Origin of the sequence: Phycicoccus flavus, from assembly GCF_004025965.2 — a bacterium.
Taxonomy (GTDB): domain Bacteria; phylum Actinomycetota; class Actinomycetes; order Actinomycetales; family Dermatophilaceae; genus Phycicoccus; species Phycicoccus flavus.
In genome coordinates this window covers 1-13360 of the sequence record NZ_SAYU02000035.1, presented here as the reverse complement: position 1 = coordinate 13360, position 13360 = coordinate 1, and the positions used below count along the sequence as shown (strand labels likewise).

The 13360-nt window shown below is 69.6% G+C and carries 9 protein-coding genes and 2 pseudogenes; 7 read left to right on the top strand and 4 right to left on the bottom strand.

Annotated elements, in window-relative coordinates; translation table 11 throughout:
• Positions 1–147 precede the first annotated feature (147 nt).
• From EPD83_RS11550 to EPD83_RS11520, 7 genes are all read left to right on the top strand, one after another.
• Complete coding sequence (locus EPD83_RS11550) at positions 148–537, top strand: tautomerase family protein (protein ID WP_128365214.1); 390 nt, start codon at positions 148–150, stop codon at positions 535–537.
• Positions 538–915: 378 nt separating this feature from the next.
• Positions 916–1920, top strand: a complete 1005-nt coding sequence (locus EPD83_RS11545; protein ID WP_128365215.1) for a LacI family DNA-binding transcriptional regulator — start codon at positions 916–918, stop codon at positions 1918–1920.
• Between the two features lie 97 nt (positions 1921–2017).
• Positions 2018–3280: a sugar ABC transporter substrate-binding protein gene (locus EPD83_RS11540; RefSeq protein ID WP_128365216.1), complete on the top strand. Its 1263-nt coding sequence runs from the start codon at positions 2018–2020 to the stop codon at positions 3278–3280.
• A gap of 73 nt (positions 3281–3353) precedes the next feature.
• Positions 3354–4334, top strand: coding sequence for a carbohydrate ABC transporter permease (locus tag EPD83_RS11535; protein WP_235950527.1), 981 nt, complete (start codon positions 3354–3356; stop codon positions 4332–4334).
• A gap of 1 nt (position 4335) precedes the next feature.
• The gene (locus EPD83_RS11530) at positions 4336–5154 is read left to right on the top strand and encodes a carbohydrate ABC transporter permease (RefSeq protein ID WP_128365217.1); all 819 of its coding nucleotides are present in this window, start codon (positions 4336–4338) and stop codon (positions 5152–5154) included.
• Between the two features lie 13 nt (positions 5155–5167).
• The gene (locus tag EPD83_RS11525) at positions 5168–6922 is read left to right on the top strand and encodes an amylo-alpha-1,6-glucosidase (RefSeq protein WP_128365218.1); all 1755 of its coding nucleotides are present in this window, start codon (positions 5168–5170) and stop codon (positions 6920–6922) included.
• 211 nt (positions 6923–7133) lie between these two features.
• On the top strand, positions 7134–11192 hold the full coding sequence (locus tag EPD83_RS11520; RefSeq protein WP_235950529.1) for a LamG-like jellyroll fold domain-containing protein: 4059 nt from the start codon (positions 7134–7136) through the stop codon (positions 11190–11192).
• Between the two features lie 188 nt (positions 11193–11380).
• Here EPD83_RS11520 and EPD83_RS11515 read toward each other — a convergent pair whose 3' ends face one another.
• From EPD83_RS11515 to EPD83_RS21130, 4 genes and pseudogenes are all read right to left on the bottom strand, one after another.
• Positions 11381–11692 (bottom strand): type II toxin-antitoxin system PemK/MazF family toxin, encoded by a 312-nt coding sequence (locus tag EPD83_RS11515; RefSeq protein WP_128365220.1) that lies wholly within the window; start codon positions 11690–11692, stop codon positions 11381–11383.
• Entirely contained in the window at positions 11682–11915 is a 234-nt protein-coding gene (locus EPD83_RS21140; protein WP_128365221.1) for a hypothetical protein, read from the bottom strand. The genes EPD83_RS11515 and EPD83_RS21140 overlap by 11 nt, the downstream gene beginning before the upstream one ends.
• 312 nt (positions 11916–12227) lie before the next feature.
• A pseudogene (locus tag EPD83_RS21135) lies at positions 12228–12356 on the bottom strand (IS481 family transposase); the annotation flags it as partial.
• 280 nt (positions 12357–12636) lie between these two features.
• Positions 12637–12783 (bottom strand): annotated as a pseudogene (locus tag EPD83_RS21130) (LuxR C-terminal-related transcriptional regulator); the annotation flags it as partial.
• Positions 12784–13360 lie beyond the last annotated feature (577 nt).

Sequence of the window (13360 nt, the reverse complement as noted above, 5' to 3'; positions counted from 1 at the left end):
GTCCGTGACCGGGCCGACTGCGGGTCCAAGGATGCGTCGGTGACCGCTGCCGGTTGATCACCCCGGCCACACGGTGCCGCGCCACTGCGGCACCGAGGCGGTGGCACACTTCACATGTCACCACTTCGGTTCAGTGAGAGGCCCGCCATGCCATTGGTCAGGATCGACATCAACGAGGGTCGTAGCGCCGACGAGCTACGTCGCCTCGCGGACACCGTCCAGGACTGTGTCGTCGACGCCTTCGAAGTGCCCGCCGATGACCGCTACCAGATCGTCACGCAGCATGCGTTGGGTCAGATGATCATCCTGGACACCGGTCTCGGGTTCGAGCGCACCGAGCGGGCCGTCGTGGTGCACATCTTCACCAGCCCACGCACTCCCGACATGAAGAAGCGGCTTTACAGCCTTCTGGCCGAACGACTACAGGACCGCACCGGCCTGGACCCCCAAGACCTCTTCGTCTCGATCATGACCAACGGGACGGATGACTGGAGCTTCGGCAACGGCGAAGCCCAGTACCTGGTGGGTCGACTGTGAAGGTCTCGCCCTGATTGCGATGTGATCTGGTCTTCTCCGTCGCAGACGGCTTGGCATCTCGCTGACCCGTCGACACCAACACGACCGTCGATCTCATCAAGGGGACCGTGGCGATCCGGTGTCTGTGCTGACCAAGAACCGGAGCGGAAGCACGAATGGGCGACGCCATCGCCGACCTCATCGGGCCGGACATCCGCAACCCTGCGGCCACGTCCCGGCCGGTCAATGACGACCTCGGTGCGCCACCTGAACGGGTCGGGGACGTGTAAACCGACGAAGACGCGTGATGTTGCCCCTTGACGGACGCTCCGCGATCGCCCACACTCGTCGTCAACGGTTCGGAGTCGAACCGGTTCGACGAAGAACGGGAGGTGCGGCGTGGCGACGATCGAGGACGTTGCCCGGCAGGCGGGCGTCTCCCGGAGCACGGTGTCGTACGCCTTGTCCGGCAAGCGCACCATCTCCTCCGACACCCGGCGTCGGGTGCAGCAGGCGATCAGCGACCTCGGGTTCACCCCGAACGCCGGGGCGCGGGCCCTGGCCACCTCGCAGACCATGGTCCTCGGCCTCCTGCTGCAGTTCCACCAGGACGAGTTCGCACCGGCGATGCTCCAGTACGTCCTCCCCATCTCCATGCAGGCCCGCGAGCTCGGCTACGACATCCTCATGGTCACCGACCCCGACGGCCCGTCGGCGATCCACCGCATCGCCGACTCGCACATGGTCGACGGCATCGTCCTGCTCGACGTCACCGCGGACGACCCGCGGCTCGAGGCGTTGCGAGCGGTCTCCAAGCCCGGTGTCCTGCTGGGCCTGGCCCGCGACACCCGCGGTCTGGACATCGTCGACCTCGACTTCGGCGAGGCCGCCCGGATGCTCGTGGACCACCTGCAGGAGCGCGGCCACCGCGAGCTGCTGCTGATCGCCCCGCCCCAGCACGTCGTCGACCGCGGCGGCTCGTACGCCTGGCGGTTCCGGGACGCCGCCGTGGAGCGGGCGGCCCGGTACGGTCTGCAGATCCACGTGTACCACGGCGAGTCCCGGCAGCCGGCCATCGCCGAGTCCGTGCACGCCGTCCTGGACGCCCACCCCGGCGCCACCGGTCTCATCGTCCACAACGACGCCACCATCGCCGCCCTCCCTCCCATCCTGCGCGAGCGCGGCGTCCGGGTCCCCGACGACCTCAGTGTCGTCAGCCTCTACTCCCGGGACTTCGGCGAGGAGTTCTCCCTGCCGTACACCGCCGTCGAGTCCGCAGCCGACGACCTCGGCCGGCAGGCGGTCTCGCGGCTCATCGCCCGCATCGCTTCAGCGGCCGACGCGGGCCCACCCATCCTCCGGTTCGTGGCACCCGTGTTGCGGGACCGAGGTAGCACCCGGTAGGCCACGGCCGTCGCCCCAGCACGGCTCTCACGACGGCACTGTCGAACCGGTTCAACACCAACGCAATCGCTCTCACAACGACGTGGAAGGACACGCAATGAACACCACCCGCACGGTCCGGCGATCCGCCGCCCTCCTCCTCGTGGCCGCGCTGTCGACGACGGTCGCGGCCTGCGGCTCCGACGACTCCGCGAGCTCCGGCGGTGGCTCGTCCGCAGCCGTGACGAACATCGGCTTCTGGGACCCCTACCCCCAGTACGACGACAGCAGCGACTGGGCGAAGTACGTCCAGGCGTGCGCCCCCGAGGGTGCCACCATCACCCGGACGGCCGCGCCGAACACCGACCTCATCAACAACCTCACGACCGCGGTCAAGGAGGACAACGCGCCCGAGGTCGTGTTCCTGGACAACCCGGCGGTGCCCGAGGCCTCCGCGTCCGGTCTGCTCGTCCCGATCGACGAGGTCGGGATCGCCGCCTCGGACGCGGACCCGAACCTCGCCGGCCCCGGCACCGTCGACGGCAAGACCTACGGCGTGCCCCTCGGCGCGAACACTCTCGGCCTCTACTACAACGAGAAGGTGCTGAAGGACGCGGGCGTCGACCCCTCGGGCATCACCGACTGGGCGAGCCTGAACGCGGCGCTGGAGAAGGTCACCGGCGCCGGCCACAAGGGCATCACCTTCGCCGGCATCCCGGGCGAGGAGGGGACCTTCCAGTTCCTTCCGTGGTTCTGGGGCGCGGGCGCGAACCTCAAGGACATCGGCTCGCCGGAGGCCGTGGCGGCCGGCCAGCTGGTCTCGGACTGGATCGGCAAGGGCTACGCCCCGAAGTCGGCCATCACCGACAACCAGTCGGCCTCCTGGGACCTCTTCCTCACCGGTGACTACGGCTTCGCTGAGAACGGGTCGTGGTTCGCCAAGTCCGCGGCGGATGAGAAGTTCCCGATCGCGATGATGCCGATCCCCGCGAAGGACGGCGGCGCTGCCCCGGTCCCGACCGGTGGCGAGTTCGGTGTGGTGCCGCTGCACAAGGAGAACGCGCAGGCGCACTATGCCGCCGCGAAGGCCGTCATCGACTGCCTGCTCAGCTCGGACAACCAGGTGAAGACCGACAACATGCTCGGCTACTTCACCGCCAACCAGGAGACTCGCACGGAGCAGATCGCCGCCGAGCCGGTCTACACGAGCTGGACCGACGCCATCGACAACGCACAGGGCCGCACGACGGACCTGGGGACCGCGTACCTGCAGACCTCTGCGGCCCTGTCCAAGGCCGAGCAGGCGGCGCTCAACGCCGCCGGCGACGCCGGCCAGGTGAAGTCCGCGTTCGAGGCGGCGGCGCAGGAGACCCAGGGCTGAGGACCGTCCGGGACGGGCGGGCGCCCTGTACCACCAGCCCGTCCCGGACCCCCCACCGAGGAGGTATGGAGCAGTGAGCAGGAACTCCGCAGCAACGCCGACGCTGGAGCGCCGGGCCACGCGCGCGGCCGCGGCCGACCGGGTCGCGGACGCCGCCGGCGACCGGCCACGCCGCCGCCGCCGCCGGTGGGCCGGCGTCGCCTTCGTCGCCCCGCTCGTCGTCTACCTCGTCGTGTTCTACGCCTACCCGCTCGTCGAGAACGTGTCGATGAGCCTGCACCGCTTCACCCGGGCGACGTACATCACCGGTGAGGCCCCCTACGTGGGCACCGAGATCTACCGCGAGGTGCTGACCGCCCCGGCGTTCGTCCCGACCGTGCAGCAGACGGCGGTCTTCGTCGTCGGCTCGCTGGTCTTCCAGTACGTCATCGGGCTCGGCCTGGCGGTGTTCTTCCACCGGCACTTCCCGCTGTCGATCGTCCTGCGCGGCCTCTTCCTCGTCCCGTGGTTGCTGCCGATCATCGTCTCGGCGACGACCTGGCAGTGGATGATGGACGCCGACTCCGGCATCCTCAACCGTTTCTTGGGGCTGTTCGGGCTCGACCCGGTGTGGTGGCTCGGCGCGGACAACTCGCTGTGGGCGGTGACCATCGCGAACATCTGGCTCGGCATCCCGTTCAACCTCGTCATCCTCTACTCCGGCCTGCAGAACATCCCTGCCGATCTGTACGAGGCCGCCGCGCTCGACGGTGCCGGAGCCTGGCGCCGGTTCGTCTCCATCACGCTGCCGCTGCTGCGCCCGGTCAGCGCCATCACGCTGCTCCTCGGGTTCGTCTACACCCTCAAGGTCGTCGACATCATCTGGATCACGACGACGGGCACCGGCACGTCGCAGACGCTCGCCACCTGGGCCTACGGCATGGCCTTCGGGAAGGGCACCTCCGCCGTCATCCGCTACTCGGAGGCCTCCGTGGTCGGCACGATCTTGCTCGTCCTGGCCCTCGTCATGGGGGTCGTCTACCTCGTCGTACAGCGCCGGGACCAGGAGGCATGAGATGACCGACAGCCCCCGCACCTGGTGGAAGACCGGCGTCGGCCTGGTCCTCACCGCGCTCATGCTCTTCCCGCTCTACTGGATGGTCAACGTCTCGCTCACCCGGCGCAGCGCCATTCGCAGCGGTGACCTCTACCCGCGCGCGTTCACGCTCGACAACTACCGCCTGGTGCTCCAGGACCAGCTGCCCTACCTCGGGACCAGCCTCGTGGTCGGCCTCGGGACGGTGCTGCTCACCCTGCTCGTCTCGGCCCCCGCGGGCTACGCCCTGTCCTCGCTGTTCGTCCCCGGACGGCGAGCGCTGAACTTCTGCCTCATCGTCGCCCAGATGATCCCCGCAGTGGTCATGGCCCTTGGCTTCTACACGGTCTACACCGACCTCGGCGTCCTGGACACCCTGCCCGGGCTGGTCGTCGCCGACTCCACGGTCGCCATCCCGTTCGGGGTCATGCTCTTCTCGGCCTTCATGGCCGGCATCCCGCGCGAGCTGCTCAACGCCGCGGCCGTCGACGGCGCGAACACCTGGGTGACCTTCACCCGGGTCGTCCTGCCGATCTCCCGCAACTCGGCTGTCACGGTGGCGCTGTTCGCGTTCCTCTGGGCCTGGTCGGACTTCATATTCGCCTCCACCCTGAACCGCGAGGGCGGGAAGCTGCGCCCGATCACGATGGGTCTCTACGACTACATCGGGTCGCAGAACCAGGAGTGGGGCGCCCTCATGGCGACCGCTGTCGCCGCCTCGATCCCCACCGCCATCCTGCTCGTCGTCGCGCAGCGGTACGTCGCCGCCGGCGTGACCGCGGGCGCCGTCAAGGACTGACCCGAAGGACCCCATGACCATCCCCGACACCACCCTGCTGCCCGGCGACCGCGCCCGCGAGACCGCCGACGACCTCACCTTCGACGTCCGGGAGATCCCGTTCTCGCGGCGCGGCTCCTGGCTGGACCTCTCACCCGTTGTCGCGCTGCACACCCACAGCGACCTCGTGCACCTGGTCTCGCACCGCAACGGCTTCCACGGTGTCCTCGCGCTGGCCCCCGAGCGGGACGGCGTGCCGGTCGAAGCGACATGGTCCGCCGACCCCGGCGTGTTCCGCTGGTCGGACGGCGACGCCACGGTGGAGGCCGCCTTCGACGGGGCCGACGCAGTGCGGCTGCGGGGGTCGGGACTCGGGCTGCGACTCTCGGACGCCGCCGCCGCGCTCACGCCCTTCACCGGGACCTACCTCTTCACCGACCCGGTGGACGACGCCCTCGTCTTCACCAGCTACGAGACCGGGCACCGCTACCGGGTCTCGGTACTGTCCGGGGCCTCCATCGTCGAAGGTAGCGAGGCGCTCGGGCAGGCGACCCGCGCGGTGACCCTGGGCGCCGACGGCGGCTGGTGGGAGGCTGAGGTGCGCGAGTCGACCTCGCAGACAACGATCCCCTCCCCGCTCCGGACCTTCGAGCAGGTCGTCGCGGACTCGCGGGCGGACTTCGCCGCCTACCTCGAGGACCTCGCGCCGTGGCGGGACGCCCGGACCCCGGCCGCCGGCCGCGCGGCCTACGTGCTGTGGTCGGCGACGGTGGCGCCCAGCGGTCTGATGACCCGCGAGTCGGTGCTCATGTCCAAGCACTGGATGGACAAGCTGTGGAGCTGGGACCACTGCTTCAACGCCCTCGCCCTGGCCCCGGGTCGCCCGGACGCCGCGGTCGACCAGCTGCTCGCGCCCTTCGACCATCAGGACGACCGCGGGGCGCTGCCGGACTCGCTGACCCACACCGAGGTCCTCTACAACTACGTCAAGCCGCCGATCCACGGCTGGGCGCTGCGCCGGCTGCGGGCAACCGCGGCGCGCCCCCTGTCCCGCCCCGAGCTCGACCGCATCCACGACGGCCTGGTCCGGTGGACCCGGTTCTGGCTGGACTCACGACGCCGGCCCGGGCACGTGCTGCCGTACTACCAGCACGGCAACGACAGCGGCTGGGACAACTCGACCACCTTCGACCTCGACCGCGTCATCGAGGCCCCGGACCTCGCGGGCTTCCTCGTCGTGCAGCTCGACGTCCTCGCCGACCTCTCCGACGAGCTCGGCCACCCGTCGGCGGCGTGGCGTGAGACCCGGGACGAGGTGCTCGAGGTCATGCTGGAAGGGCTGTGGACCGGCGAGGAGTTCGTCGCCGTCGGTGCGCTGAGCGGGCGGCCCAGCACGGTCACCAGCCTCCTCAACCTGCTGCCGCTCGTCCTCGGCGAGCGCCTGCCGCGTGAGGTCCGCGACCTGCTGGCCACCCGGCTGGAGGGCCACCTCACCGAGTACGGGCCCGCGACGGAGCCGGTGAACTCGCCGCTGTACGAGGACGACGGCTACTGGCGCGGTCCGATCTGGGCCCCGTCGACCGCCCTCATCGAAGACGGCCTGCGCGCGAGCGGGTTCCCCGACCTTGCCGACACGGTGAGCGCGCGGTTCCGGGCCCTGTGCGAGCGGTCCGGCTTCGCCGAGAACTTCGACGCGCGAACCGGCGCCGGGCTACGCGACCGCGCCTACACCTGGACCGCAGCCGTGTACCTGACCCTGGCTGCCGACCACGCACGCCGCACCCCCTAACTGCTACGGCCCGGTCATGGGCCGCCCACCCCGATCCACGGAAGGCGCCGACCCGGCGCACACCGGAGCTGCAAAGGAGCACTCGATGTCATCACCCCCTTCCAGACTTGTCCATCGAACCGGTTCACCACTGGTGGCGGCCGCCGTCGTTGCCCTGCTGGCCACCAGCACCGGTGCTACGCCGGCCTCGGCGGCCCCTACCGCCGTCGACGTGCCTGGCCCGGTCGTGCACTACGCCTTCGACGACGACCCAGCGACGGGCATCATCGCCGACGACTCCGGTAACGGCCTCGATGGCACCCTCGTCAACGGCGCCACCGCCAGCAGGGTCGCCGGTGACGCGGACGGTGACGCCTTGCGTCTGCCCGGCGGCTCGTCGTCCTCGAACGGCGCCTACGTGCGCGTTCCCAAGGGCGTGCTGGACGGCCGGTCCAGCGTCACCGTCACCGCACGGGTCAGCTGGGACGGCACCGGCGGTTCGTGGCAGCGGATCTTCGACCTGGGACGCGGCACGAACCGCTATCTCTTCACCACTCCCTCCAACGGCAGCGTCCTGCGCACCGCCGTGACGACGAACTCTGCGGGTGCCGAGGCGCAGAACTCCGGCTACGCCCCCTTGCCCGCCACGTCTTGGAAGACCGTCGCCGTCACTCTCGACACCGACGCCGACCGTGTCACGACGTACCTCGATGGGGCCGCCGTAGCCTCGGCGACGACCACAGCGACCGCCGCGCAGCTCGTGGAGGGCGCGACCTCGTCCGGGTTCCTCGGCAAGTCGATGTACCCCGACCCGCTGTTCTCGGGAGCACTCGACGACTTCGCGGTCTACGGGTCCGCACTCACGCCGCAGCAGATCGCCGCCGCGACGGGGGTGACCCCGCCCACCGCCGGATCGCCGACCAGGACCGAGTTCGAGGTGCAGACCACCATCGGCACCGCCCCGGCGCTGCCGGCATCGGTCCGCACGTCCTACAGCGACGGTTATGACCGGAACGTGCCGATCGTCTGGGAGTCGGTGGACCCCGCCCGCTACGCCCAGCGCGGCACCTTCACCGTCGCCGGGGACGCCGCGGGCACGGCCGTCACCGCCACCGTCCGGGTGATCCGCGAAGGCGAGATCAGCATCGACCTCGGCACCGACACCGGTCCCTTCAAGGGCGGCGCTGCGGGCGCGCTCTACGGCCTCTACGACGACGGCATGCCCACCGACAACCTCATCGACGGGTTCGGATTGCAGACCAACGCCACCAAGGGCCAGGACGGCGCGCAGCACCCGGGCTCGGACGCCCTCGAGGTGCTGAAGCCGCTCGCCCGCACCACGAACGGCGACATCTACATCCGCCCGACGGACTACTACCGCGGCTTCCCCTACCAGTGGCCGGGCGACACCCCGCAGGCCCGTCTGGACGACTACTTCCGCGTCCTGCAGACCCAGCTGGACCAGGTCAAGGCCGTCATCGAGCAGAACCCGGACCTGGCCGACAACATCGTCATCGAGCCCTTCAACGAGCCCGAGGGCAACATGTTCGGCACCGGCCGGTGGAGCTACAACGGCACCAGCTGGCTCAACAACCCCACCGACTACTTCGCCGCGTGGGACAAGGCCCAGGCCATGATCAAGAAGGAGCTGCCGGACACGCCGGTCGCCGGGCCCAATACCAGCGTTCTCTTCAACCAGGTCAAGGGCTTCCTCCAGCACACGAAGGACGCCGGTACCGCGCCGGACATCATCACTTGGCACGAGCTGAGCAACCCCGCCTCGGTGCGCACATCCGTCGATCGTCTGAGGGGCTGGGAGGACGAGGTCTTCGGCACCGGCACCGACCGTCCCATCAACATCGACGAGTACGCGTTCAACTACCACACCTCCGTCCCGGGCCAGATGATCCAGTGGATCTCTGCCTTCGAGGACAAGAAGGTCGACGGGATGATCGCGTTCTGGAACCTCAACGGGAACCTCAACGACTCGGCCGTTCAGACCAACCGCGGCAACGGCCAGTGGTGGCTGTACAACGCGTACTCCCGGATGACCGGGCACACCGTGAAGGTGACCCCGCCGCAGCCGAACACCAGCTACACGCTGCAGGGTGTCGCGACGCTCGATCCCGACAAGAACCTCGCGCAAGCCATCGTCGGCGGCAAGAGCGGCCCTTCGCTCGTGGCCTTCGACCACGTCGCGGCAGCGATGGGCGAGCAGGTGCGGGTGACCGTCGAGGAGATCCCCTGGACCGGCCAGATCGGCGACTCGCCGGAACCCCGCCACGTCGCTGAGCTCACCGTCCCCGTGACCAACGGCTCGGTGGCGCTGGACTTCGGCGGTGACGCGCTGCCGACCCTCACCGAGTCCTCGGCCTACCGGATCCTCGTGTCACCGGCCGGCGTCGGGACCTCGACCTCGGTCGCACCGATGCTCTGGCAGAAGTCGTACGAGGCCGAGGCCGCGAGCCACACCGGTGGCCCGTACTACCTCAACGGCCCGGAGGGCAGCCCGAGCAACGTCAGCGGCTTCTACACCTCGGGACGACGCGACGTCGGCGCCCTGCGCACCGACTCCGACCTCACCCTCGACTTCTCCGTGGACGCACCGCAGGACGGCACGTACGACCTGCAGGTCTTCTCCAGCACCCTCAACACCTTCGCCTCGGTGCAGGAGCAGGGGCCGACGAACGTCTTCGTGCGGGTCGATGGTGGCCAGGAGCAGGAGATTCACCTGCCGCTGGCCTACAAGTGGGTGGTCTGGGACCACGCCGACACCACCGTCGACCTCACCGAGGGGACCCACACCATCTCGCTGTCGGTCCAGAGCAAGGACGGGACGAGGCACACGACCGGCGACGCCATCGTCGACCGGATCGTCCTCGGTCTGCCGAACCCGGCCGCGGCGGCCTCCGTCTACGAGGGCGAGTACGCCGAGCTCTCCGGCGGTACGACCAGCTGGACGGCCCCCGCAGGGGCGGACGTGTCCGGCCCCGGCGGCGCGACACTCGGGTCCGGCGACACGGCCACCTTCTGGGTGTACGCAGCACATGAGGGCGAGCAGGCATTGGACGTCGACACCGTCGGCACGGCGCGGGGCTCGCTCACCGTCAACGGCCGGGCTGTCCGGTACCTGAAGGACGGCACCGCCCGGGCCTACCTCGAGGGCGGCGTCAACAAGGTCGTCGTCACCGGGACGGCGTGGGTGGACCGGCTGGTCGTCGCCCCCGACGTCAGCTGGCTCCCGCGCAGCTACGAGGCCGAGGATGCGCGCCTGGGCGGCGATGCCCACGTCTCCGACCTCGACCTCGCCAGCGGCGGCCAGGCCGTGGAGGGCGTCGGCGGTGAGCCGGGCAACGACAACACGCTCACCTTCGACGTCACCGCGGACTCCGCGGGGACCTACGCGATGACGCTGCGGTTCTCCAACCCGGAGCAGGTGCCGGCGACGCACTACAACCCCAACCCGGTCGCCCGGCACGCCGACATCTCGGTCAACGGGAAGCTCGTGCTCCCGCAGACGATGTTCGTTCCGACGTTCCACGAGAACAACTTCTGGGAGCGCACTGTCTATCTGCCCCTGAAGGCCGGGAAGAACACCATCTCCTTCCGCTCGGAGGAGGAGCCCAACTGGGACGGCGAGACCTACGCCTCGGACGTCTGGGGGCCGAAATACCCCGGCCTGATCCTGCGCTCGCCGAACGCCCCGATCATCGACCGCATCGAGATCGCGCCGTTCACGCCGCCGCAGTGGGCGACAGCGACCTCGGTCGGTGCGGTGCTCGCTCGGGACGGCTCGGGTCCCGAGAACGGGCAGTCGGTGAACGGAGAGGACTACGACCTGTTCACCTTCGCCAAGAGCTGGGTGCTGAAGCAGAAGAAGGGCTCGACCCTGGCGCTGCTCGACGACCCGGCGACGTCGGCCACGGTGTTCCTCGTCGACGACACCGCCTTCACGAAGGCCCTGTCGCAGCTGACTGGGGAGAGCCTGCCCAACGAGCGGGCCGCGGCTGGCAAGATCCGGGACCTGCCGGTGGGCCAGGTGGAGCAGCTGCTGCTGGACCACGTGCTGCCCGGCACGACCCTGGTCAGCCGCAACCTGCTCGCCGCCGACGGTGACACGCTGACGACCGCGGGCGGCCACCGCCTCACCGTCTCGGTGCAGGACGGGTCGGTCCGGCTGCTCAGCGCCGACGGTGACGTCGTCGCCGTGGTCGACCCGCAGCGGATGGACGTGAACCTCGGCCAGGTCCAGGTAGCGCACGTCGTCGACCGGCTCATCCGCGTGGGCTGACAACGGCACCACCCCGTAGGCGCCGGCCCTCTTCTTGGGGTCGGCGCCTACGGCTGTCCGGAGTCGTCATCGCGACCAAGGACGGTCTGGGGTACGCCGGGGACTGCTGCACCGATCGGTGACAACTGATCTGTGGTGGTGACGGAGGCGGCTCCCACCAAGGGTTCGTCGCTGAGCGAACTGGTCAGCTACAGATCGAGGACGAGGCGGAGGGCTGCCTCCACGCGCCGGAGCTCGTTGTAGGTCAGGTGGCCCGTGCTGTCACCGAGTCGGCTGGGGTCGACGGCGGTCGTCTGCTCGGCGAGCACCAGCGTGCGCCGGCCGGCGATCAGGACCTCGGGTCTGAAGCTGGCCGGGCGTGCCGAGGTGGAGGTGGGGGCGACCAGCCAGGTCGTGAGCGGGAGTGAGTCGGACTGGACGACGACCGCGTACCTGGTGCGTGCCTGCTCGTGTCCGCGGGCGTCTCGGGGCGCCACCAGCCGGAAGACCTCACCACGCACGCAGGGTCTCCATGTCTCTCAGCACTTGTGCGGCTTCGGCCCGGTCGTGCTCGTCGGCGGCCAGCGCCTCGGCCTCGGCGCGCAGTGCCGTGCGGGCACGGTCACGGGCGGCGTCGATCAGTGCGGCCCGGACCGCGGTGGAGACTGATGTGCCGTCTGCGGTCAGCGCGGCGAGTGCTCGAGCGGCGTCCTCGTCGGGGCGAAAGGTGATCGTGTCGGCCATGCCAGCGAATGTAACACGCAGTGTAAGACAGTTTGGATCTTGGGAATCGGCGAGTGCTGGCCCCGGAATGGCCCCAGAACCTCTCCGCGACATCGGCGGTCCGCCCTGGCGCGACCGCATCCGACCGGTTCCGACACCGGGGAGTCCACCCGGCCTGACCTGCTACGTTCGACCGCAGTGGGTGTCGGCCGTGGGCGTGCCGGGTCGGCTCCAGACACCTGGCCGGCGGTCTACGGATCAGAAGGTTAGGGGTTCGAATCCCTTCGGGCGCGCAGGTGTGATGTCTCAGGACATCGCGGACTCCCCGAACCCTCAGGGTTCGGGGAGTTTCTGGTGTTGGGGTTGGTATCGGCGGGTGGTGTCGAGGGTGAGCTCGCGCAGGATCTCGCCGGTGGTGGCGTCGCTGCTGGTGATGTGCAGGCCGTGGATGAGGGCGGTAACGGGGCGGCAGCGGTTCTTGGTCCGGAGTCACCTCGGGTGCCGTCAAGGGGTGAGCGACGGTCGCCGTTCCCCAGTGGCCCGGCACCGGGACCGCGGACGGCCGACGGCGCGGTCCGCTGTGAGGGGCGGGCCGCGCCGCCGGTCCGTGGGCGGGACCGCCCGGGTCTTCTACCCGAAAGGGTCGTCCGGAGGGCGGTTGTGCGCGGTGGCCGTCACCTCCCCGTGGATCCTTCACCGCCGGTGAAGAGGTCGATGGCCGCCTGACGGTCCTTGCCCGCAGCTTGCGCAGGATGGTGTGGATGTGGATTCGGATCGTCACCGGCTCCAGGAAGAGCTGCGTGGCGATCTGCCGCGTCGTGGCTCCTCCGACCAGAAGGCCTAGGATCCCGGCCTCGCGATCCGTCAGGTTGCCGACGGACGCCGTCACGCCGCGTCTGGAGGCGGGCGCCGTCTGCCGACGGAAGTGTTCGACGACCTGCAGCGGTAGTCCGGGCGGACGCGCGACCTCACCCCGTCGTCAGGACCCCACCACCTGTCCAGCCCAGGCCCGCTCGTGCGCCCGAGACCTCACCGCCACCTGGCTGCGTCATAGCGCAGCGGAGATGCCTTCAGCTGCAGTGAGCACGTCTTCACGATTCGAGGTGTTCCACAGTTCAGCTCGACCCCTCGTCCTTCGCCTCGCTTGGGCGGCCGAGACGACGTACAGTCCGATCTCGCCTGGCCGCCTGCGCCTTCAGGAACTGGCGCTGGTTGTACTCGAGCATCGTGGAGGACCCCCGGGTCAACCTACCCACGAAGATGTCCAACGTGTTCGGTTCTGGGCGCTTCTGAGCCACAGCCGGATCTTAGGCGACGACGTCGGTCCGCAGCGGGCCAAATACCCCATGAGCGACATCCCCCTGTCGACGAATCAACAGGACCGCTGCCTGCACGGCAAGTAGCCCTCTCCACCGCGAAGCGCGCCGCGGCGGAGCCAATGCCTACGGTCGGGACGCGGCTCGTGA

What these genes read in the sequence shown, in the direction of transcription:
- EPD83_RS11550 (WP_128365214.1), top strand. Translation starts at nt 148, where the DNA reads ATGCCATTGGTCAGGATCGACATCAACGAGGGTCGTAGCGCCGACGAG.
- EPD83_RS11540 (WP_128365216.1), top strand. Translation starts at nt 2,018, where the DNA reads ATGAACACCACCCGCACGGTCCGGCGATCCGCCGCCCTCCTCCTCGTG.
- EPD83_RS11530 (WP_128365217.1), top strand. Translation starts at nt 4,336, where the DNA reads ATGACCGACAGCCCCCGCACCTGGTGGAAGACCGGCGTCGGCCTGGTC.
- EPD83_RS11525 (WP_128365218.1), top strand. Translation starts at nt 5,168, where the DNA reads ATGACCATCCCCGACACCACCCTGCTGCCCGGCGACCGCGCCCGCGAG.
- EPD83_RS21140 (WP_128365221.1), bottom strand. Translation starts at nt 11,915, where the DNA reads ATGGCCGACACGATCACCTTTCGCCCCGACGAGGACGCCGCTCGAGCA.